Genomic DNA, 22,399 nt, shown 5'->3' with positions numbered 1-22,399 from the left:
CCTCACCATAGACGTTCCCCGGACGACGTTCATTAATGGCGGATTAGTTGGTGTTTTGGGCGAATTGTTGATAATTATCCTTGGTAATCAACTGGTAAGGTATTAATACGTTCTCTTCCACAGGTTCTCCCCGGAGCATTTTCAGCACCGTTTCCACCGCGCCTTCGCCTTGTCCTTTAGCATCCTGAAAGACGCTGATATTCAATCTTCCCTGCTTGATCAGTTCCAGCGCGTCAGGGGTGCCGTCAATCCCCGCGACCAGCACATCTTTGCGTCCCGCCTGCTGTAGCGCCATGATTGCGCCGATGGCCATTTCATCATTATTTGCGGCAATGGCATCAATTTTATCGCCGGATAAGATCCAGTTGGATGTCACATCCACGGCCTCTTTGCGAAAGAACATCGCGCTTTGTTTCTGCACGATGCGGATATCAGGAAACTTCTTGGCGATTTCTTCCACACCTTTGGTGCGGTAGCGGGTCGCTTCACTGGACAGCGACCCCATCAGTATCGCCAGATTCCCTTTGCCGCCCATCTCTTTTGCCAACGCTTCCATCTGTATCCGGCCGGACAGTTCGGTATCGGATCCCACATAGGCCATATTTTTACCCAGTTGGACTTCCGGGCGCAGGTTGACAAACACCAGCGGGATCCCCGCTCTCTCCGCTTGCTGCATCATCGGTCTGACCGCTTGCGTATCGACCAGATTGAGGATGATGGCGTCCATACCCTGGTTAACAAAATTTTCGACCTGCTGAATTTGGGTCGCCACATCGCCTTTGGCGTCCTCAAACTGTACGGTAACCCCTGTTTCTTGTTTGATACGATTATCGATCGTCTGGCGTATCAACGAACGAAAGTTGTCATCGAAGTAACCCATAGCTACGCCAATGCGGATATCTTTGGCGACAGCGCTGAACGGCAACAGGCAAATCAAGGCGAGAAGTAAGATGATCTTTTTCATAATTGTTTTCCCGTTACTGACCGATAGTTTGTTTTAGTGCCGCAATTGAACTGGTCACCGCCCGGCATTGCGGGGGTGGAATTGATTTTTTACCGTTTAACATAGCGACTCCGTATAGTTGATGGTGTACAAAGCGCCTTTATTTTCCGCAACATCTCTTTTCCTGCACTCGGGTGCAAAAAGCGACGCAACACATCGCAGCGTGTATGTTAAGGAATAATGCCTGAAAGGCTGTTTAACTTTTAATCACAATAAACAAATAAGTAAACGAAAAAAAACAAAACTCTCGAAAGTGGTCACAAAACCGTAACATTAATTGCACCTGGTTGCATTTGTCCGTGCTTGTCATTGTCCGTAGTCTGAGTCAGACTGGTTTCGCTACTATGTTCTATCGTATATCAAAGCGGTTTTTGACGGAGAACGTACTTACTCTATGGAAAATAAAAAGAAGAATAAGCCATACAAGGCAACGGCTCGTGACGTGGCAAAACGGGCGGGCGTCTCTAAGTGGACCGTGTCCCGCGCCTTTACCGAGGGCGCGTCCATTTCCAAAAAAGCGAAAGAAGATGTGTTAAAAGCGGCAAAGGTGCTCGGTTATCGCCCGAACCTGTTGGCGCGCAGCCTGTCGGATAAAAATTCCCATATTATCGGCGTGGTCGCGGACGAGTTTAAGAACCCCAATCTGATGCCGTTGCTGGATGAGGTGACGCAGCAGCTTCAACGCAAGAGGTATATGGCGCTGCTGCTGAATATTACGTCCAAAGCCAATTATGAGGCGGTCATGACCCTTGCCGACCAGCTTCAGGTGGATGGGCTGCTGTTTTTAGGCACTGCGTTGACCGATGACCTGGTTACGCTGGCGCAGGATATTCATCAGATCCCATTGATCCAGCTTTGTCGCAATAACGACAACCCTTATATTCAGGTTGTGAATACAGACGGTTACGCCGCCGGCGGTCAGATTGCCGAACTGCTTCATCAACAGGGGTATACTCATTTTGGTTACATGAAAGGGCCGCAAACCGACACTTGTCCGTTGCTGCGTTTTCAAGGGTATCGCAATAAACTGCAAACGTTGGGCAACACCGTCGACACGGTGCTTGCCGCCAGCGACTATCAGCGGCAATGCGCTTTCGACGTGATGAGTGCGTATTTGTCCCGGACGCCGCCGGAACAGCGTATTGACGCTTTGTTCTGTGAAAACGATATTCTGGCTGTCGGCGCGCTGGACGCATTGCGTCAGGACGTGCGTAATGGACATATCGGGATTGTCGGATTTGACGACATCGAGATGGCCGCTTCGCCATCCTGGGCGTTAACCACCTTTAGCCAACCGCTCAGTTTGCTGGTTAGCGAAGCGATTGAACGTCTCACCGCGGAAAAAGCGCCCGGTGATAATACTTATCTGCCGGGGAAACTGACTATTCGGCGCTCTCATCTTAAACCATTATAAAAAGACGCCGTTCAAGCCACGATGACTGCGGGGCTGACAACCGTGTTCCAGTTCTCTTCCGGGCGGCGGTTAATTGACGATCTGTACCGGCGTTTGATAGATAGCATTATGGAAAGGGACCAACGCCAACAGTAGCGCCTGATGATAAACGCTGGTGCGCGATAGTTTGCCGTCGGTGAAGACGCCAATGGCGCCGCCTTTGTGTTTAATATTCTGGATACCGGTCAATCGCTCCATCTCATCGCCCAGTTCCCGGCCTTCACGGATGCCGTGTAATATACTTTCCGGCAGCACCAGGCTGGCAGAGCGTGATTCACCGCGCAGGTGGGTGTTTTCAATCACCATCCAGGCAAACGTCATGCATTCCTCGATACCGGCTTCAACGCCGACCCAAAAGTCAGCTTCCGGACGCACCTGGCGCGCCATCATCACCCGGTTTCTGGCGCCGGTGCGGGTTTCAAGCGAACCAAGCGGCTGACGCGCAACGCCGCTGTCGACGTCAACACCTTCAATGCGGCAATTCTCTGCCCCAAAGACGTCCGTGAATGCTAAAGTAATAGCCTTGATCTTTGCCGGGTTGGTAGTTGCAGCGACAACGTGATACATAACGGTTTCGTACTCTTTAGTTAATTTGACGCAGTATAACGGAAAACAACCATGTTACAGGTATATCTTGTTCGCCACGGAGAAACAGAATGGAATGTGGCGCGACGTATTCAAGGTCAATCTGACAGTGTGCTAACATCCAAAGGCGAGCGGCAGGCTTATCAGGTTGCCGAACGCATCAAAAAATTAGGCATCACGCATATCTTTACCAGCGATCTGGGGCGGACGCGCCAGACCACGGAAATCATCGCCAGAGTCTGCGTGGATTGTCAGATCGTGCTGGAGCCGGGGCTGCGGGAGTTGGATATGGGGATTCTCGAAGAACGCGATATCGATACGTTGAGCCCGGAAGAGGAAGCATGGCGCAAGCAACTGGTGGACGGTACGCCCGATGGCCGTATCCCTAAAGGGGAGTCAATGGCTGAACTGGCGGCGCGTATGCACGGCGTACTGGCGCGTTGTCTGACGCTGCCGGAAGGTAGCCGGCCGCTGTTGGTCAGTCACGGCATGGCATTAGGGTGTTTGCTCAGTACCATTCTGGGTTTACCCGCCTCCGCCGAACGGCGTTTACGTCTGCGCAACTGTTCCCTGTCACGCATTGATTATCAACACAGTCCGTGGCTGGCCTCGGGATGGGTGGTTGAAACCGCGGGTGATACTTCGCACCTGGATGTGCCGGCCCTGGATGAGTTACAACGATAACGCTGGATTACGGATCGGGATCAGGTATTCACATTGAATGTTGGCCAGCGGTCGGTCTTTTTCACTCATCTGCGGATGGAAACGTTCGGTATCGAACCCTTTGCGACGAATAAGTTTGAACGTTGGCAAACAGGTGTCGTACAGGGTGATGATAAAGTCTTGTAATCCATCCGTCGGGCCTTCATAGACAAACAGCACATAATCCCCGCCGGGGAGGGTGAAGGCGTCTCCTGGCTGCACGCCTTCCGGTAAATGCTGTGGCTCTAGGGCGGTGGTGTAGAAGATCTCATGCTCATCGTCTTTTTCTTTATTGGGGCGAGTGTGATGCAGGCCGTATAGCACCGGTGGAATCGTCTTGGCCTCGCCCAGAAACTGGCGCCAGAAGTGTATGCGGATCTCCGTGCGGAAATTACAAATCTGCTCCAGGCTACAGTTGTAGGTTTGCGTCATTCCCACCAGTTTAGTTTCCGGCAGCGTAACAAATTGCGGCTGCGGCAACGTAAATTCGCCCAACCGGATAGGCGGGCGGATGCCAAAGGTGTTCCAGTCATCGGAACGCCGATAGGATGCCGGTGTTTGTGCAAACTGTTTTTTAAATGCGCGAGTGAAGGTTTGCTGGGAATCGAAGCGGTATTGCAGGGCGATATCAAGGATCGGCCGGCTGGTCAGGCAGAGCGCCACGGCGGCTTTGGTGAGTCGGCGAGCGCGAATGTATGAACCAATGGCATGTCCGGTTACATCCTTGAACATTCTTTGTAAATGCCATTTTGAATAGCCTGCTTTGGCCGCCACATTATCAAGTGATAAAGGCTGGTCGAGATGGCTTTCCAGCCAGTTAAGCAGGTCACGTATTATACTGGCTTGATCCATATATCTTCCTCATCAAACACACTGAGCGCTAAGGGTGGAAAGCCTGCATGATAGCAATTTTTTTACATGGGCACTGCCTAAGATTTTGAGTATGTTTAATGGGCCATGTCGATAGGACATAGAGAGCGCTGCCACTCGCAGATGTTAATAATTGACGAGAATAATCTGAGAATCGGAATATGAATAAAAAGCTCACGATAAGTGCCGGCTTACTGATGTTGTTTGCGGGAGCGGTTCAGGCTGAAGAGGTGGGTTCTGTTGATACGACATTTAAGCTGTTGGGGCCGGACCACAAAATTGTGGTGGAGGCGTTTGACGATCCTGATGTGGCTAACGTGACCTGCTACATCAGCCGGGCGAAAACCGGCGGCATCAAAGGCGGGTTAGGGCTGGCGGAGGACACCGCAGACGCAGCGATTTCTTGCCAGCAGGTCGGGCCGATCGCGCTGAACGACAAAATTAAAAACGGCGGCGATAAAGGGACGGTGGTATTCCAGAAACGAACGTCGCTGGTGTTCAAAAAATTACAGGTGGTGCGGTTCTACGATCGCAAACGCAATGCCTTAATCTATCTGGCCTATTCCGATCGTTTGGTTGAAGGTTCGCCAAAAAACGCGTTGAGTGCGGTGCCCGTGATGCCATGGGCAAAGCGGGATAGCGCGGAGTAAAGGCAACCGAGCGGGCTGTAGCAACGCAAAAGCCGAAGCAGAAGCAGAAGCCTGCTTCGGCTCAGTGGGATCACTCTTCCAGATCGCCGCAGAAACGATAACCTTCACCGTGGATGGTGGCGATAATTTCAGGCGTATCGGCGGTGGACTCAAAGTGTTTACGGATACGACGGATCGTCACGTCGACCGTACGGTCATGAGGCTTGAGCTCGCGGCCGGTCATTTTCTTCAGCAGTTCCGCGCGGGATTGGATCTTGCCGGGGTTTTCGCAGAAATGCAGCATGGCGCGGAATTCACTGCGCGGCAGTTTGTATTGCTCGCCGGCCGGGCTGATCAGTGAACGGCTGTTGATGTCCAGTTCCCAGCCATTAAAACGATAGCTTTCAACCAAACGACGTTCTTCCGTTCCGCCTCCCAGATTCATGGTGCGCGACAGCAGATTGCGGGCACGGATGGTTAACTCGCGGGGATTGAACGGTTTGGTGATGTAGTCATCGGCGCCAATCTCCAAACCCAGGATCTTGTCCACTTCGTTGTCGCGTCCGGTAAGGAACATCAGAGCGACGCTGGCTTGCTCACGCAGTTCACGCGCTAACAGCAAACCATTTTTGCCTGGCAGATTGATGTCCATAATCACCAGATTAATGTCGTTCTCGGACAAAATGTGATGCATCTCTGCGCCATCGGTGGCTTCGTGAACAAGGTACCCTTCCGCCTCAAAAATACTTTTGAGGGTATTACGAGTTACCAACTCGTCTTCAACAATAAGAATGTGCGGGGTCTGCATGTTTGCTACCTAAAATTGCCAACTGAAATAATAAAAATCGGAAGTACATAAGTCGCTGTTATCATAGGAGTGCCAGAGGTAATCATCACCATCTCACTCAACATTGGACTAAAGTACGTAAATGCGTTCTTGATGCACATTAACCTGCCCAGAGATACGGCAAACAGGCGATAACGGAGTCAGTTTAACAAAGCTCAAAGTGGTGCATAGTTTAACCTTATTAACAGCAACATAACAGTAAGGACGGATTTTGCCTGCGGGTAAATCTACGGTTACGTTGACATATATCAAATTTCATTGTAGCACGTTAACTATTTTGTGAAAAACACTTACAAGATTGCCAGCTTAAGTCACAATTTAGCATTATTTGTGAACGATTCAGCATAGCAAATGCTGATAACAGGGCTTTGAAAGCTTAACGTAAGATGATATTCGTTAATGCATTGAAGTTAAATACATTATTCTATTTTTATCGGCAGTAATCACCGTCAGACAGCTATTTTTTCGTCACGCCGCGTTGATTTTTTGTGGCGGCGCGGCGTCCAATATTTTGTTGTTTTATTGTTAATTTACACAATGATTCATGATTGATTCTTCTCCTGACGGAGAGGCGCGCTAGCCGCGTTTTTAACCCGGCTGAGGAGGGATATGCAGTTTCATATTATTTTGGTCGAACCCGCGCGGGCCGAGAATGTGGGGGCCGCCGCCAGGGCGATGAAAACGATGGGATTCGGCGAGTTGCGTATTGTCGCAAGTCAGGTTCATCAGCAACCCGCCGCCCGCTGGGTGGCTCACGGTTCGGGCGACGTCCTTGATGCGGTAAAGACGTTCCCCACGCTGGCGGAGGCGTTGGCGGATAGTGATTTTACTATTGCGACCACGGCCCGCAGTCGCGCCAGATTCCGTTATTACTGTACGCCCGCCGAATTGTTGGGCGTGATGCGGGAAAAACAGCGCTGGATAGGAACCGCGGCATTGGTTTTCGGACGTGAAGATTCCGGGCTAACCAATGAAGAGCTTGAACTGGCGGATATTTTAACCGGCGTACCGATGAAGGCGGATTATCCGTCGCTGAATCTTGGTCAGGCGGTGATGGTATATTGCTATCAACTGGCGGAATTAATGCAGGTCCGACCTGACGAGCACACTCCGCCGCCGTCCGGGCCGTTGTCGGCGTTACGTCAGCGGTTGGATAAGTTGCTCATTAATCTGGCGGTAGAGGATGATGAAAAATTACGCGACTGGATCCATCAGCGGTTGGGGCGGTTAGAGCAACGGGATACCGCCATGCTGCATATGTTGCTGCATGACGTCGAGAAAGCGATATCCAAAGAAGATAGCGGCAAGTGATTTTTTTACAGCAAAAGATGTTGATTTGTTATTTTTGACAAATAATCATCTGGCCTGTTGGTTTTATTACAGTTTATTCGTCCGCGGCGAAAGGTTGTCGCGGCGTATAAAAAAAAGAAATCCATTGACTTCACGGTGCGATTACCCTAACTAATAGGGCAGACCGATATACATTTAACGAGACAAGATTTTTAGCATGCGCAATATCAGCCTAATCATTACGATTATTACCATCACCGGTACAACCAGTAACGGTGCGGGCTGACGCATACAGAAGAATCGAAAAAAGCCCGCACCGAACAGTGCGGGCTTTTTTTATGACAGAAATTCAGGAGAAAAAATAAAAATGCGAGTGTTGAAATTTGGCGGGACTTCAGTAGCAAATGCGGAACGTTTTTTGCGCGTTGCCGACATTATCGAAAGCAATGCGCGTCAGGGACAGGTCGCCGTCGTGCTATCCGCTCCGGCAAAGATTACCAACCATTTGGTTGCGATGATTGATAAAACCGTCTCCGGACAGGATTTACTGCCTCATCTTAACGACGCTGAGACCATATTCTCCTCTTTGCTGCAAGGCTTGGCGCAGGCGCAGCCGGGGTTTGATCATGCTCGCCTCAAAGTCGTGGTGGATCAGGAACTCGCGCAGTTAAAACAGGTACTGCACGGTATCGCTTTACTGGGGCAGTGTCCGGACAGCGTGAATGCCTCCATCATCTGCCGCGGCGAAAAACTGTCGATCGCCATTATGGAAGCGGTATTCCAGGCGCGCGGCTATGCGGTTTCGGTGATTAATCCGGTGGAAAAACTGCTGGCTCAGGGCTATTACCTCGAATCCACCGTCGATATCGCCGAGTCAACCCGTCGTATCGCGGAAAGCGCCATCCCGAAAGACCACGTGATCCTGATGGCGGGATTCACCGCCGGCAATGATAAAGGGGAACTGGTGGTGCTGGGCCGTAATGGTTCGGATTACTCGGCCGCGGTGCTGGCCGCCTGTCTGCGCGCCGACTGTTGCGAGATCTGGACGGATGTCGACGGCGTTTATACCTGCGACCCACGTCAGGTGCCGGACGCCAGGCTGCTAAAGTCGATGTCTTATCAGGAGGCGATGGAGTTATCCTATTTTGGCGCCAAAGTCCTCCACCCCCGCACTATCGCTCCCATCGCCCAGTTCCAGATTCCCTGCCTTATCAAAAACACCGAAAATCCTCAGGCTCCCGGCACGCTGATCGGTATGGACAGCTCCGATAGCCAATATCCGGTCAAAGGCATCACCAACCTGAATAATATGGCGATGTTTAATGTCTCCGGCCCCGGTATGAAAGGGATGGTGGGGATGGCGGCCCGGGTATTTGCGGCGATGTCGCGTTCAGGCATCTCCGTCGTCCTGATTACCCAGTCGTCTTCGGAATACAGCATCAGTTTCTGTGTCTCGCAAAATGAACTGGCTCGCGCCAGAAAGACGCTGGAAGACGAATTCTATCTGGAACTGAAAGAAGGCGTTTTGGATCCGTTGGACGTGATGCAGCGTCTGGCCATTATCTCGGTGGTCGGTGACGGCATGCGCACGCTTCGTGGCTTGTCCGCCCGCTTATTCTCCGCGTTGGCGAGCGCCAATATCAACATTGTCGCCATTGCCCAGGGCTCGTCCGAGCGTTCCATTTCGGTGGTGGTGAGCAATGATGTGGCGACGACCGGCGTGCGGGTTGCGCATCAGATGCTGTTCAATACCGATCAGGTGATTGACGTGTTCGTGATCGGCGTGGGCGGCGTGGGCGGCGCGCTGCTGGAGCAGATTCACCGTCAGCAGCCGTGGTTGAAGCAGAAGCATATCGACCTGCGGGTGTGCGGTATCGCCAACTCCAAAGCGTTGCTGACCAACATCAACGGCATTCCGATGGATAGCTGGCGCGAGGAACTGGCGAAAGCCCGTGAACCTTTTAACCTGGGACGGTTGATTCGTCTGGTAAAAGAATATCACCTGCTGAACCCGGTGATTGTGGATTGCACCTCAAGCCAGGCGGTGGCCGATCAGTATGCCGATTTCCTGGCCGACGGTTTCCATGTCGTGACGCCAAACAAGAAGGCGAATACGGGTTCGATGAACTACTATCAGCAGCTGCGCAGCGCGGCGGCGACGTCGCGCCGCCGGTTCTTGTATGACACCAACGTGGGCGCCGGTCTGCCGGTTATCGAAAACCTGCAAAATCTGTTGAACGCCGGTGATGAATTGCTTCGCTTTACCGGCATTCTGTCTGGTTCGCTGTCCTTTATTTTCGGTAAGCTGGATGAAGGTATGTCGTTGTCTGAAGCTACGCGCCAGGCAAAAGAAAAGGGCTATACCGAGCCGGATCCGCGCGACGATCTGTCGGGTATGGACGTGGCGCGCAAGCTGCTGATCCTGGCACGTGAGGCGGGATATAAGCTGGAGCTGGAGGATATTGATGTAGAATCCGTCCTGCCGGCCGATTTTGATGCCGCCGGCGATGTCGACAGCTTTATGCGTCGTTTGCCGTCAGTGGATGATGCGTTCGCCAGCCGCATCGCGCAAGCCCGTGATGAAGGCAAAGTGCTGCGTTACATCGGTCTGATTGAAGACGGTCGCTGTAAAGTCCACATTAGCGCAGTGGGGGGAAATGACCCGCTGTTTAAAGTCAAAGATGGCGAAAATGCGCTGGCGTTCTATAGCCGTTATTATCAGCCATTGCCATTGGTATTACGGGGTTACGGGGCGGGTAATGACGTTACCGCCGCGGGCGTATTTGCAGATTTGCTGCGTACCCTGTCATGGAAGTTGGGAGCTTAATTATGGTTAAGGTGTATGCGCCTGCGTCAATCGGCAACGTCAGCGTCGGTTTTGACGTGCTGGGCGCCGCTGTTTCTCCGATCGATGGCGCGCTGCTGGGGGACTGCGTTTCGGTGGTCGCCGCCGATCGGTTCAGCCTGAAAAGCGAAGGCCGATTCGTCAGCAAGCTGCCGGACGATCCAAAGCAAAACATTGTGTATCAGTGCTGGGAGCGTTTCTGTGAGGAAATCGGCCAAACCGTACCGGTCGCCATGACGCTGGAAAAGAACATGCCGATTGGCTCGGGGTTAGGCTCCAGCGCCTGTTCGGTGGTCGCCGGTTTGATGGCGATGAATGAATTCTGCGGCAAACCGCTGGATGATACCCGCCTGCTGACGCTGATGGGCGAGCTGGAAGGGCGTATTTCCGGCAGCGTACATTATGATAATGTGGCGCCCTGTTTTCTCGGCGGCATTCAATTGATGCTGGAAGAAGAGGGCATTATCAGCCAGCCGGTGCCGGCGTTCGACGACTGGCTATGGGTGATGGCCTATCCGGGCATCAAAGTGTCGACGGCGGAAGCGCGGGCGATTTTACCTGCTCAATACCGCCGTCAGGATTGCATCAGCCATGGGCGCTATCTGGCGGGCTTTATCCACGCCTGCCACACCGGGCAAGCCTCGCTGGCGGCCAAGCTGATGAAGGATGTCATCGCGGAACCTTACCGGACGAAACTCCTGCCCGGCTTTGCCGAGGCGCGGAAAGCCGCCCAGGATATCGGGGCGCTGGCCTGCGGTATTTCGGGTTCAGGCCCGACGTTATTTGCGGTCTGCAATGAAATAAACAGCGCTCAGCGCCTGGCTGACTGGCTAAGGGATAACTATTTGCAGAACGACGAAGGCTTTGTTCATATTTGCCGTCTGGATACGACAGGCGCACGACAACTGGGATAATGCATGAAACTGTACAACCTTAAAGATCACAATGAGCAGGTCAACTTTGCTCAGGCCATTCAACGAGGGTTGGGAAGCCGGCAGGGGCTGTTCTTTCCTTTGGAACTGCCAGAATTTGACCGGGCCGATATCGACCAACTGCTGGAAATGGATTTTGTTACCCGCAGCAGCCGTATTTTATCCGCTTACATCGGCGATGAACTGTCCGATGAAACGGTCTATCAGCGTGTTAAAAAGGCGTTTGCTTTCCCGGCGCCTGTCGTCTCGGTAACGGAAGATATCGCCTCACTGGAGTTGTTCCACGGCCCGACGCTGGCGTTCAAGGATTTCGGCGGCCGTTTTATGGCGCAAATGCTGACGGAAGTGGCGGGCGATCGGAAAATCACTATTCTTACCGCCACCTCCGGCGATACCGGTGCGGCGGTCGCTCACGCGTTTTACGGTCTGGAAAACATTCGCGTGGTGATCCTCTATCCGCGCGGTAAAATCAGCCCGTTGCAGGAAAAACTGTTCTGCACGCTGGGCGGCAATATTCATACTGTCGCCGTCGACAGCGATTTTGATGCCTGTCAGGCGCTGGTCAAGCAGGCTTTTGATGATGAAGAACTGAAAAAGGCGATTGGCCTGAATTCGGCCAACTCCATTAATATCAGCCGGTTGCTGGCGCAAATCTGCTACTACTTTGAAGCGGTGGCGCAACTGCCGCAGGAAGCGCGTAATCAACTGGTGGTTTCCGTGCCAAGCGGCAACTTCGGCGATCTGACCGCCGGCCTGTTAGCCAAATCCCTCGGTCTGCCGATTAAACGTTTTATCGCCGCGACCAATGCCAACGATACCGTGCCGCGTTTCCTGAGCAATGGGGTCTGGGAACCGAATAAGACCGTCGCCACGTTGTCCAACGCCATGGATGTGAGTCAGCCGAATAACTGGCCGCGCGTAGAAGAGCTGTTCCGTCGTAAAAACTGGCAGTTGAAAACGCTGGGCTCTGGCGCGGTAAGCGATGACGTCACCAAAGAAACCCTGCATGAACTCGATGCGCTGGGTTATACCTCGGAGCCTCACGCGGCGATAGCCTATCGCTTATTACGCGATCAGCTACAGCCCGGCGAGTTCGGGTTGTTCCTGGGTACGGCGCACCCGGCGAAATTCAAGGAAAGCGTGGAAGCCATTCTGGGGAAAACGCTGGAGTTGCCTGAGGCGCTGGCGAAACGCGCCGATCTGGATTTGCTGTCGCATGACTTCCCGAATGATTTCGCCAGACTGCGTCAGTTCCTGATGACGTTGCCTGCGTAATCGTTGTCAAGGGCGGAACTAGCCGCCCTTGCTTCGCCCATCATTGCTCGCGGCGTTTAAACACCAGTTCCTGAGCGGAAGATTCCGCATCGGCAAAGAAATACCCTTCCAAATCGAAATCTTTTAATTGTTCCGGCTGCGTCAGGCGGTTTTGGATAATAAAACGGCTCATCAACCCGCGGGCTTTCTTGGCGTAAAAGCTGATGACTTTAAACTTGCCGTTTTTCTCATCCAGAAACACCGGTTTGATGAGACGGGCGTGGAGTTTTTTCGGCTTCACCGCTTTGAAGTATTCGTCCGAAGCCAGATTCACCAGAATGTCGTCGCCCTGTTCGCGCAGGGCCTGGTTCAGTTTTTCGGTGATGACATCTCCCCAAAAGCTATACAGATCCTTGCCCGCCTTGTTATCAAGCTTGGTGCCCATTTCCAGCCGGTAAGGCTGCATCAAATCCAGCGGGCGTAACACGCCGTATAAGCCGGACAGCATGCGCAGGTGTTGCTGAGCGAAATCAAAATCTTGCTCGCTGAAATCTTCCGCGTTCAGGCCGGTATAAACATCCCCTTTAAACGCCAGCAGCGCCTGCCGCGCATTGTCTGGCGTAAAATCGGGGCGCCAGTCATTAAAGCGAACCGCATTCAAGCCGGCCAGTTTGTCGCTGATGCCCATCAACGATGCGATCTGCGCCGGCGTCAGTTTCTTACACCGGGAGATCAACTGGCTGGAATAGTCCAGCAATTCCGGCTGAGTATAGCGTTGCGTCGCCAAAGGACTGGTGTAATCAAGGGTTTTTGCGGGTGAAAGGGTTATTAACATTCGCCATGTCCTGTCGGGCTGATTTTGATGTCCTTACTATAGCAAGAACATAACAAGAACCGGGCTGAAATCAGGCAAGAAAACGCTGATGGTTATAACAGGGAGTAGCAATCATCAGATTGGCACGGGTGTTTCTATTTAGTGAATTAACTGTAATGTATTGTTTAATAAACTTTTTATTTGAACGCTCGCCATATGGGCGGAAAAACGTCAGGCGCGGCGTTGCACAGATGGAAAACGTTGGTGAAAAGGCTGTCTTGCGCCGGGTTTCGCGCGTGTTATTATCGGATTCAGGTGAGAACATAATGCCACCAGTTCATGCATTAATAATTCATATATGAGTACTTCACGCATAAACAATGAGAAATGCCAACATGACGGATAAACTGACTTCCCTACGCCAATTGACGACGGTTGTGGCTGATACCGGCGATATCGCGGCAATGAAATTGTATCAACCGCAAGACGCCACCACTAACCCTTCACTGATTCTTAATGCCGCTCAAATCCCCGAATACCGCAAGCTGATTGACGACGCCGTTGTCTGGGCGCGTGAGCAGAGCAATAACCGCGAGCAGCAGGTGGTCGATGCGACCGACAAGCTGGCGGTGAACATCGGTCTTGAGATCTTAAAACTGATCCCCGGACGTATCTCTACCGAAGTGGATGCGCGTCTTTCGTATGACACTGAAGCCAGCGTGGCGAAAGCAAAACATCTGATCAAGCTTTATAACGATGCCGGCATCAGCAACGAACGTATTCTGATTAAACTGGCCTCTACCTGGCAGGGTATTCGTGCCGCAGAACAGCTGGAAAAAGACGGCATCAACTGTAACCTGACGCTGTTGTTCTCCTTTGCCCAGGCTCGTGCGTGCGCCGAAGCGGGCGTATTCCTGATTTCACCGTTTGTTGGCCGTATTCTGGACTGGTACAAAGCCAATGGCGATAAGAAAGAATTTGCCCCTACCGAAGATCCGGGCGTGGTTTCAGTGACTGAAATCTACAACTATTACAAACAACACGGTTATGAAACGGTGGTCATGGGCGCAAGCTTCCGTAACCTGGGTGAAATCATCGAGCTGGCGGGCTGTGATCGTCTAACCATCGCGCCTGCGCTGTTGAAAGAACTGTCGGAAAGCGAAGGCGACGTCGTCCGTAAGCTGTCTTATACCGGCGATGTTAAGGCGCGCCCGGCGAAAATGACGGAAGCGCAGTTCTACTGGCAGCATAATCAGGATCCGATGGCGGTAGATAAACTGGCCGACGGTATCCGCAAGTTTGCCGTCGATCAGGAAAAGCTGGAAAAAATGATCGCTGAATTACTGTAACAGCCGGTTCGAAAAAATAGCCGGGATCGCTATCCGGCTATTTGCGCCATCCTCTTTATGGTTACAGGCGCGCGCGGCGTTATTTCGCCACGGCATTTCGCGTTTTCTTGGCGTCATAAAGCTTTTTATCCGCCCGCTTCATAACGGCGGTTAAATCTTCTTTCTCAATACGGTATTCAACCAATCCGATGCTGACCGTCAGGTTCACGTCATTGCCGAACATCTCACTATTGGCGTCGCTAACCCGTAATCTGGCCCGCTCTGCGACCATGTAGGCGTCTTCCAGCCCGATATTGGGTAAAACAATGGCGAATTCATCCCCGCCGATCCGGCCAAAAATATCTTCGCGGCGGAATGACTTTTTAAATACTTCCGCCACCAGTTTCAGCGCTTCATCCCCGGCGCTATGGCCGAGGGTATCATTAACGATCTTAAAGTGATCGATATCGATAAGAATGACGCAAACGGGGCGTTTGGAAAAATCGGCGATGTTCAGCGCTTTATTGGCCGTCATAAAAAACGCGTCCCGTCTCAGGTAGCCGGTCAGATCGTCATACCTTGCGGTTATCGGCAATTCTATCAGGTACTTTTTGGCGAGTATGGAGAGCAAACTGCCCAGCACGGCAAAAAGCAATACAATGCTCGATATACCGGCGATCGCGGTGAGAGACGAAAAGATATCAAATACTGAAGGGGGAGTGGCTTTTAACGTTGTTCTGATCCGAATACCCAACAGATCGTCTTTCGCCGACAGCAGAGGAAAAATGATCGTTAATGTGTCTTTCCCCGCGTACTCGCCTATTGAGGGGAGTTTATTGTGGCAGACCCGGATAATTGCCATATCCTTAAACTGTAATTCCAAAGACGATAATCTATTGATACATTCACTGCCTGCATCCCGGGTATTAAATGCCAGCGTTCTTATCCGTGTGAAAACATAACGTCCTGTTTTTTCTGTTGTATCGACCTCGGTCACATCGCCGGAGCTATATGATTCATAAGTTTTAATTATTGAGTCCAGGTTATGTTTTTCTAACTTCCAGGTTCTTTTATTTGACTCATGCATAACAACGATGGCGATTAAAAAGGAAATAGAACCGAACAGAAAAAATGCGGATATAGGATGGGAAAAAAACTCTAATATCTTATACTTAGTGCTCTTCATGAATACTTCCTTGGCGAGGCTTTTTTACTTATTCTTGGCAGTGAAGTTATGCCTCAATTTTAACATATTACCCGGAGTCTGGTGAGCTTTAATGATAGTCGCCATCGTTCTTTTTTGTTTTTTTAAAAGGTTTTTATTTACAAATGATTGAATATAGCGCGGAAGGGATCAACAAACTCAGGCTGTTTGTATTACCTTGCGAGATCCGATTCAGAGGAACTGATTAAAATGAAAATTTTTTCATTTTTGGGACGCTATTTAATAACTATGATTATATTCAGATCTAAATAGATACTTGAATCAGACAATATCCTGATAAAATTGATTTTTTATTTTACTGGAGTCCTCTTATGAACGTATTGCATGTTGGTCTGGTATCCGTTTCCGATCGGGCGTCCGGCGGCGTTTATCAGGATAAAGGCATACCGGCGCTGGAAACATGGCTGACGGCGGCGTTAACGACGCCCTTTGAAATCGAAACCCGGCTGGTGCCTGATGAGCAGCCGTTGATTGAACAAACGCTGTGCGAGCTGGTTGACGAGCGGGGCTGTCATCTGGTGCTAACGACCGGCGGCACAGGGCCGGCGCGTCGTGATGTCACCCCCGATGCGACGCTGGCCGTTGCCGATCGCGAAATGCCGGGGTTTGGCGAACAGATGCGTCAAATCAGCCTGCAATTCGTGCCGACGGCGATTCTCTCAAGGCAGGTAGGGGTGATTCGTAAACATGCATTGATTCTTAATCTGCCGGGACAGCCTAAATCCATTAAAGAGACGCTGGAAGGGCTGAAGGATGCGGACGGCAAGGTGATTGTGGCGGGAATTTTCGCCAGTATTCCGTATTGCATCCAATTGCTGGAAGGCCCTTATGTTGAAACCGATCCGAATGTCGTAGCAGCTTTTCGTCCTAAAAATGCTGTACGCGAAATAAAAAACTGAAGTTTGACTATTTTAAATATAAGATTCAGCTTTGCTGGTGTATTGAAATTTTGCCGCTATAGTAATTTTTTCTTTACACACGATGGCGGATTTTATTTTCCCCTCTGGCACTGCGCGGCAATTTATGGCACACGAGCATCATCAATCTCATCGGCGGCAACGTCGGCTAAACCGGCAAGATTACAAAACGCTTTCTCTGGCTGCGCTGGGCGGCGCGCTGGAATTCTATGATTTCATCATTTTCGTCTTTTTTGCGGCGGTCATCGGCGACCTCTTTTTCCCGGCGGACATACCCGAGTGGCTGCGTCAGGTTCAGACCTTTGGCATCTTTGCCGCCGGCTATCTCGCTCGCCCGCTGGGGGGCATCGTTATGGCCCACTTCGGCGATCTGGTCGGACGTAAGAAAATGTTCAGCCTGAGCATTTTGCTGATGGCATTGCCCACGCTAGCGATGGGGATGCTGCCGACCTATGCGTCTATCGGCATCGCCGCGCCTTTATTATTGTTGCTGATGCGCGTGTTACAGGGCGCGGCGATCGGCGGCGAGGTTCCCGGCGCATGGGTATTTGTCGCCGAGCATGTCCCGCGTTCACGGATTGGTTTTGCCTGCGGCACGTTGACCGCGGGGCTGACTATGGGAATTCTGTTGGGATCGCTGGTCGCCACCTTGTTGAATACCGTATTCACTCCTGAGCAGATGTCGGGCGGCGGCTGGCGTTTGCCGTTCTTTATTGGCGGGATCTTTGGGCTGGTGGCGATGTATCTGCGTCGCTGGTTACAGGAAACGCCGATCTTTATGGAAATGCAGGCCCATAAGAAACTGGCTGAGGAGTTGCCGCTAAAATCGGTGGTGATGAACCATCGCAAAGCGATCGTGGTTTCGATGTTGCTGACCTGGATGCTGTCCGCTTGCATTGTGGTGGTGATTTTGATGGCTCCGACATACCTGCAAAAAGTACACGGCGTTTCTGCGGCGCTGGCGTTACAGGCAAACTGTCTGGCGACCATTATGCTGATGGTTGGCTGCATCGGCGCCGGCCTGATTGTTGACCGCTTTGGCGCCAGCAAAATGTTTATTCTGGGCAGTTTGTCGCTGGCCGCATGCAGTTGGTTTTTCTACAGTACGGCGGCCAGCAACGCGAGTCTGCTTTTTATCGGCTACGCCATTGTCGGCTTAAGCGTCGGCGTGGTCGGCGCGGTTCCTTATGTGATGGTGCGCGCTTTCCCGGCGGAGGTGCGTTTTTCGGGGATCTCATTTTCCTATAACGTTTCGTATGCGGTTTTTGGCGGGTTAACGCCGATCTTTGTCACATTGATTATGAAGGCAACGCCGCTGGCTCCGGCATTTTATGTGCTTACGCTGTCAGTCGTCGGCGTGCTGTTGGGGATTTATTTGCGGCGTGATTTGAACAGCGAGCAGAGCGGCGAACAGATAGGAGAAGAGGAGGCCCGTTCGCCCGTCGGTATTTAAGGCGTGGGGCCGTCGGGCACCGATGATTGGCGGTAACCGTAAAAAAAGCCTGCTGTTTTCGCAGGCCTTTTTAACGTCAAATCTTCGTGAGACTTAGTGGGCGCGGCGTTCGCCGATGGGCAGCACTTTTCGGCCAAACTGTTCGTTCAGCACTTCCGCCATCGCCAGATAAATGGCGCTGGCGCCGCAGATGATGCCTTCGAAACCGGCAACGGTCAGCAGGGCGTGGTTGCCGGTAAAATTACCGACGGCCAGTAAGGCAAACAGAACGGTCAGGCTGGCGAACACAAACTGTAATGCGCGGTTGGCGCGCAGCGTTCCGAAGAACATAAATAGGGTGAATACGCCCCACAGCCCGAGGAATACTCCCAGGAACCGCGCGTCGCTGGCTTCCGCCAGACCCGTTTTCGGCAGCATAATAATGCCGACTAACGTCAACCAGAAGGCGCCGTAAGAGGTGAATGCGGTGGCGCCAAAAGTATTGCCTTTTTTATATTCCAGTAATCCCGCCAGGATCTGGGCGATGCCGCCGTAAAAAATGCCCATGCTGAGGATAATGGAAGAAAGCGGGAAAAAGCCTGCGTTGTGAAGGTTCAGTAAAATAGTGGTCATCCCGAAGCCCATCAGCCCTAACGGACCGGGATTCGCCAACGTGTTCGTATGCATAAATCCTCTGCAATGACAGATAATCAATGTTCCCTTCATATATGAAGTTGTCGTTTTGCCGCGCCGCCAATGACGGCGGGCGCGGCATCATATCGGGCGGTTTGAGCGGACACAATACGGCGAATCAACAATAGTTTGATCGAACAAGGAATAAAGACCATTTTTTTTCATCCCCCCCCTTGATGATGGGATTGTTGGCCCCATCTTATTTTCAACCAAAACAGTTTGACCAAATCAAATAGGTTTATGTCGGGTCGTTAAACTTGGGCAGCGCCTTTGTAATATGAGGGCTGAACAGGTGGAACAGGGTGTTGTGTAGTTGAAAAACGACATTTAGCCCGCATAGTAGGTTGAACTACCACACCGGATATGACTTTTTAGTGGAGATGTTTAGATGGGTAAGATTATTGGTATCGACCTGGGTACAACCAACTCTTGTGTAGCGATTATGGACGGTACGCAGGTTAAAGTACTGGAAAACAGCGAGGGCGATCGTACGACGCCTTCAATTATTGCTTATACGCAAGACGGTGAAACTCTGGTTGGCCAACCGGCTAAGCGTCAGGCGGTGACTAACCCGAAAAATACGCTGTTTGCGATTAAGCGTCTGATCGGCCGTCGTTTTAAAGACGAAGAAGTTCAGCGCGACACCAACATCATGCCGTATAAAATCATCGCGGCTGATAACGGCGACGCCTGGCTGGAAGTCAAAGATCAGAAAATGGCGCCGCCGCAGATTTCAGCGGAAGTGCTGAAAAAAATGAAGAAAACGGCGGAAGACTATCTGGGCGAACCGGTGACCGAAGCGGTTATTACCGTTCCGGCATACTTCAACGATGCGCAGCGTCAAGCCACCAAAGATGCCGGCCGTATCGCCGGTCTGGAAGTGAAACGTATTATTAACGAACCTACCGCCGCCGCGCTGGCGTATGGTTTGGATAAAGAAGTGGGCAACCGCACCATTGCCGTATATGACCTGGGCGGCGGTACTTTCGATATTTCCATTATCGAAATCGATGAAGTCGATGGCGAAAAAACGTTTGAAGTGCTGGCAACCAATGGGGATACCCACCTGGGCGGCGAAGACTTCGACAGCCGGATGATCAACTATCTGGTCGACGAATTTAAGAAAGAACAGGGTTTCGATCTGCGTAACGATCCTCTGGCGATGCAGCGTCTGAAAGAAGCGGCGGAAAAAGCCAAAATCGAGCTTTCTTCCGCGCAGCAGACTGACGTTAACCTGCCGTACATCACCGCGGATGCGAGCGGCCCGAAACACCTGAACATCAAGGTGACCCGCGCCAAACTGGAATCTTTGGTTGAAGATCTGGTCAACCGTTCGCTGGAGCCGCTGAAAGTGGCGCTGAAAGACGCCGGTCTGTCCGTTTCTGACATTCAGGACGTGATCCTGGTCGGCGGTCAGACCCGTATGCCGCTGGTACAGAAAAAAGTCGCTGATTTCTTCGGTAAAGAGCCGCGTAAAGATGTCAACCCGGATGAAGCTGTGGCTATCGGCGCTGCTGTTCAGGGCGGCGTGTTATCCGGCGATGTGAAAGACGTTCTGCTGCTGGACGTTACCCCGCTGTCGCTGGGTATCGAAACCATGGGCGGCGTGATGACGGCGCTGATCTCCAAGAACACCACCATCCCGACCAAACACAGTCAGGTGTTCTCCACGGCGGAAGATAACCAGTCCGCGGTGACGATCCATGTTCTGCAAGGCGAACGTAAACGCGCCAGCGACAACAAATCACTGGGGCAGTTTAACCTGGATGGCATTCAGCCTGCGCCGCGCGGTATGCCGCAGATCGAAGTCACGTTCGACATCGATGCCGATGGTATCCTGCACGTTTCCGCTAAAGATAAAAACAGCGGCCGCGAGCAGAAAATCACCATCAAGGCCTCTTCTGGTCTGAACGAGGATGAAATCCAGAAAATGGTGCGTGATGCTGAGGCGAACGCGGAATCCGACCGTAAGTTTGAAGAGCTGGTTCAAACCCGCAACCAGGGCGATCATCTGTTGCACAGCACGCGCAAGCAGCTTGAAGAAGTGGGCGATAGCCTGGCCGCTGATGATAAAACCGCCATTGACGACGCGCTGAAAGCATTGGAAAGTGCGTTGAAAGGTGAAGACAAAGCGGACATTGAAGCCAAAATCCAGGCGCTGGTGCAGGCTTCAGGTAAATTGCTGGAAGCTTCTCAGCAGCAGGCTCAGGCTGGTGCGGCGGAAGGGGCGGCTGACGATGCGTCCGCGCGTAAAGACGACGATGTCGTTGATGCCGAGTTTGAAGAAGTAAAAGATAAAAAATAATCGCCCTTGAGCGGGCGCAGTAGCGGTAACGATTAACTGTTGCTGGCAACCAGCACGGGCGTTGAGGAAACTCTGCGCCCGTGCACGCATGTTGAGGGCAGGAAAAAAAGAATGGCGAAGCAAGACTATTACGAGATTTTAGGTGTAGCTAAAGGCGCGGATGAGCGTGAAATTAAAAAGGCTTATAAGCGTTTGGCGATGAAGTATCACCCGGACCGTAATTCTGGTGATAAAGAATCTGAAGCACGATTCAAAGAGATTAAAGAAGCCTACGAGGTTCTCACTGATTCCCAGAAACGTGCCGCCTACGATCAGTACGGCCATGCTGCATTTGAACAAGGTGGCATGGGCGGCGGCGGCGGTTTTGGCGGCGGCGGTGCCGATTTCGGTGATATTTTTGGCGACGTTTTCGGCGATATTTTTGGCGGCGGCCGTCGCCAACGCGCGAGTCGCGGCGCCGATTTACGCTATAACATGGAGCTGTCGCTGGAAGAAGCTGTCCGTGGCGTCACCAAAGAGATCCGTATCCCGACGCTGGAAGAGTGCGACGTTTGTCATGGCAACGGAGCGAAGCCGGGTAGTTCACCGGTCACTTGTCCTACCTGTCACGGCAACGGCCAGGTACAAATGCGCCAGGGCTTTTTCACGGTTCAACAGGCCTGTCCGCACTGTCACGGCCGGGGCAAGATCATTAAAGATCCATGCAATAAATGTCATGGGCATGGCCGCGTAGAAAAGAGCAAAACGCTATCGGTGAAAATTCCTGCCGGGGTGGATACGGGCGATCGCATCCGTTTATCCGGAGAGGGCGAAGCGGGGGAGCACGGTGCGCCGGCCGGAGATTTGTACGTTCAGGTTCAGGTAAAAGCGCACCCGATTTTCCAACGTGAGGAAAATAATCTGTACTGTGAAGTGCCGATTAACTTTGCCATGGCTGCGCTGGGCGGGGAAATTGAAGTGCCGACGCTGGATGGCCGCGTAAAGCTGAAAGTGCCTGCTGAAACGCAAACCGGAAAACTGTTCCGTATGCGCGGCAAAGGCGTTAAGTCCGTGCGCGGCGGCGCCCAGGGCGATCTGTTGTGCCGGGTGGTGGTGGAAACGCCGGTCAGCCTGAATGAACGGCAAAGAGAACTGCTGCAAGAGCTGGCGGAAAGCTTTGGCGGGCCTTCCGGCGAAAGAAACAGCCCGCGTTCTAAAAGCTTTTTCGATGGAGTGAAGAAGTTTTTTGACGATCTGACTCGCTGATATTTGTTGTATAGTTAGCAAGATAAGGCA

At 52.0% G+C, this 22,399-nt stretch carries 21 protein-coding genes and 1 other annotated feature; of the genes, 13 read left to right on the top strand and 8 right to left on the bottom strand.

The genetic code is table 11. From position 1 onward, the window contains the following. Positions 1–43: 43 nt before the first annotated feature. Positions 44–964, bottom strand: coding sequence for a sugar ABC transporter substrate-binding protein (locus tag HOY33_RS13845; RefSeq protein ID WP_172290805.1), 921 nt, complete (start codon positions 962–964; stop codon positions 44–46). Between the two features lie 433 nt (positions 965–1,397). Here HOY33_RS13845 and HOY33_RS13840 point away from each other — a divergent pair, with 433 nt between their 5' ends. Next, on the top strand, positions 1,398–2,417 hold the full coding sequence (locus HOY33_RS13840; protein ID WP_172290804.1) for a LacI family DNA-binding transcriptional regulator: 1,020 nt from the start codon (positions 1,398–1,400) through the stop codon (positions 2,415–2,417). 69 nt (positions 2,418–2,486) lie between these two features. Here HOY33_RS13840 and yjjX read toward each other — a convergent pair whose 3' ends face one another. Further along, entirely contained in the window at positions 2,487–3,023 is a 537-nt protein-coding gene (gene yjjX / locus HOY33_RS13835; protein ID WP_172290803.1) for an inosine/xanthosine triphosphatase, read from the bottom strand. Between the two features lie 51 nt (positions 3,024–3,074). Between yjjX and gpmB the strand changes: the two genes are divergently transcribed. Beyond that, positions 3,075–3,725 (top strand): 2,3-diphosphoglycerate-dependent phosphoglycerate mutase GpmB, encoded by a 651-nt coding sequence (gene gpmB, locus HOY33_RS13830; RefSeq protein WP_172290802.1) that lies wholly within the window; start codon positions 3,075–3,077, stop codon positions 3,723–3,725. Here gpmB and robA read toward each other — a convergent pair. After that, a complete protein-coding gene (gene robA / locus HOY33_RS13825) occupies positions 3,714–4,595 on the bottom strand; it encodes an MDR efflux pump AcrAB transcriptional activator RobA (protein ID WP_172290801.1) in 882 nt (293 codons plus the stop codon). The two genes, gpmB and robA, sit on opposite strands and share 12 nt — an antisense overlap. Before the next feature lie 179 nt (positions 4,596–4,774). Here robA and creA point away from each other — a divergent pair, with 179 nt between their 5' ends. Next, positions 4,775–5,263, top strand: a complete 489-nt coding sequence (gene creA, locus HOY33_RS13820) for a protein CreA (RefSeq protein WP_172290800.1) — start codon at positions 4,775–4,777, stop codon at positions 5,261–5,263. A gap of 70 nt (positions 5,264–5,333) precedes the next feature. Here the strand turns inward: creA and arcA are convergent, their stop codons facing one another. After that, positions 5,334–6,050 (bottom strand): two-component system response regulator ArcA, encoded by a 717-nt coding sequence (gene arcA / locus HOY33_RS13815; RefSeq protein ID WP_172290799.1) that lies wholly within the window; start codon positions 6,048–6,050, stop codon positions 5,334–5,336. Positions 6,051–6,698: 648 nt separating this feature from the next. Here arcA and HOY33_RS13810 point away from each other — a divergent pair. From HOY33_RS13810 to thrC, 5 genes are all read left to right on the top strand, one after another. Then, positions 6,699–7,400 (top strand): tRNA/rRNA methyltransferase, encoded by a 702-nt coding sequence (locus HOY33_RS13810; protein WP_172290798.1) that lies wholly within the window; start codon positions 6,699–6,701, stop codon positions 7,398–7,400. A gap of 196 nt (positions 7,401–7,596) precedes the next feature. Next, the gene (gene thrL / locus HOY33_RS20815; protein ID WP_172290859.1) at positions 7,597–7,665 is read left to right on the top strand and encodes a thr operon leader peptide; all 69 of its coding nucleotides are present in this window, start codon (positions 7,597–7,599) and stop codon (positions 7,663–7,665) included. Beyond that, positions 7,604–7,719, top strand: a sequence feature (Thr leader region). Its footprint overlaps the gene before it by 62 nt. A 27-nt stretch (positions 7,720–7,746) precedes the next feature. Then, the gene (gene thrA / locus HOY33_RS13800) at positions 7,747–10,206 is read left to right on the top strand and encodes a bifunctional aspartate kinase/homoserine dehydrogenase I (RefSeq protein WP_172290797.1); all 2,460 of its coding nucleotides are present in this window, start codon (positions 7,747–7,749) and stop codon (positions 10,204–10,206) included. Positions 10,207–10,208: 2 nt separating this feature from the next. Then, positions 10,209–11,138 (top strand): homoserine kinase, encoded by a 930-nt coding sequence (gene thrB / locus HOY33_RS13795; protein WP_172290796.1) that lies wholly within the window; start codon positions 10,209–10,211, stop codon positions 11,136–11,138. 3 nt (positions 11,139–11,141) lie between these two features. Then, a complete protein-coding gene (gene thrC / locus HOY33_RS13790; protein WP_172290795.1) occupies positions 11,142–12,431 on the top strand; it encodes a threonine synthase in 1,290 nt (429 codons plus the stop codon). Between the two features lie 40 nt (positions 12,432–12,471). Here thrC and yaaA read toward each other — a convergent pair whose 3' ends face one another. Both yaaA and HOY33_RS13780 read right to left on the bottom strand, forming a co-directional pair. Continuing rightward, on the bottom strand, positions 12,472–13,245 hold the full coding sequence (gene yaaA / locus HOY33_RS13785) for a peroxide stress protein YaaA (protein WP_172290794.1): 774 nt from the start codon (positions 13,243–13,245) through the stop codon (positions 12,472–12,474). A gap of 70 nt (positions 13,246–13,315) precedes the next feature. After that, a complete protein-coding gene (locus HOY33_RS13780) occupies positions 13,316–13,549 on the bottom strand; it encodes a hypothetical protein (protein WP_172290793.1) in 234 nt (77 codons plus the stop codon). A 70-nt stretch (positions 13,550–13,619) separates the two neighbouring features. On the opposite strand from HOY33_RS13780, the gene tal reads away from it, so the two are divergent. Next, entirely contained in the window at positions 13,620–14,573 is a 954-nt protein-coding gene (tal, locus tag HOY33_RS13775) for a transaldolase (RefSeq protein WP_172290792.1), read from the top strand. A gap of 79 nt (positions 14,574–14,652) precedes the next feature. Here the strand turns inward: tal and HOY33_RS13770 are convergent, their stop codons facing one another. Beyond that, positions 14,653–15,414: a GGDEF domain-containing protein gene (locus HOY33_RS13770; RefSeq protein WP_253906972.1), complete on the bottom strand. Its 762-nt coding sequence runs from the start codon at positions 15,412–15,414 to the stop codon at positions 14,653–14,655. Between the two features lie 674 nt (positions 15,415–16,088). Between HOY33_RS13770 and mog the strand changes: the two genes are divergently transcribed. Beyond that, a complete protein-coding gene (mog, locus tag HOY33_RS13765; protein ID WP_172290790.1) occupies positions 16,089–16,676 on the top strand; it encodes a molybdopterin adenylyltransferase in 588 nt (195 codons plus the stop codon). 124 nt (positions 16,677–16,800) lie between these two features. Continuing rightward, complete coding sequence (locus tag HOY33_RS13760) at positions 16,801–18,147, top strand: MFS transporter (protein ID WP_172290789.1); 1,347 nt, start codon at positions 16,801–16,803, stop codon at positions 18,145–18,147. A 93-nt stretch (positions 18,148–18,240) separates the two neighbouring features. On the opposite strand, the gene satP is transcribed toward HOY33_RS13760, so the two are convergent. Beyond that, positions 18,241–18,813 carry an acetate uptake transporter gene (satP, locus tag HOY33_RS13755; protein WP_172290788.1) on the bottom strand — a complete coding sequence of 191 codons (573 nt, stop codon included), beginning with the start codon at positions 18,811–18,813 and terminating at the stop codon, positions 18,241–18,243. A 394-nt stretch (positions 18,814–19,207) separates the two neighbouring features. On the opposite strand from satP, the gene dnaK reads away from it, so the two are divergent. Both dnaK and dnaJ read left to right on the top strand, forming a co-directional pair. Beyond that, positions 19,208–21,124: a molecular chaperone DnaK gene (gene dnaK / locus HOY33_RS13750; RefSeq protein ID WP_172290787.1), complete on the top strand. Its 1,917-nt coding sequence runs from the start codon at positions 19,208–19,210 to the stop codon at positions 21,122–21,124. Positions 21,125–21,235: 111 nt separating this feature from the next. Then, positions 21,236–22,369 carry a molecular chaperone DnaJ gene (gene dnaJ / locus HOY33_RS13745; RefSeq protein ID WP_172290786.1) on the top strand — a complete coding sequence of 378 codons (1,134 nt, stop codon included), beginning with the start codon at positions 21,236–21,238 and terminating at the stop codon, positions 22,367–22,369. The last annotated feature ends 30 nt before the right edge of the window (positions 22,370–22,399 follow it).

Source organism: Brenneria sp. hezel4-2-4, from assembly GCF_013155275.1.
In the GTDB taxonomy this organism is placed as follows: Bacteria; Pseudomonadota; Gammaproteobacteria; order Enterobacterales; family Enterobacteriaceae; genus Brenneria.
Note: the sequence above shows the minus strand (reverse complement) of the source record. Positions and strands in the feature narration are given on the sequence as shown.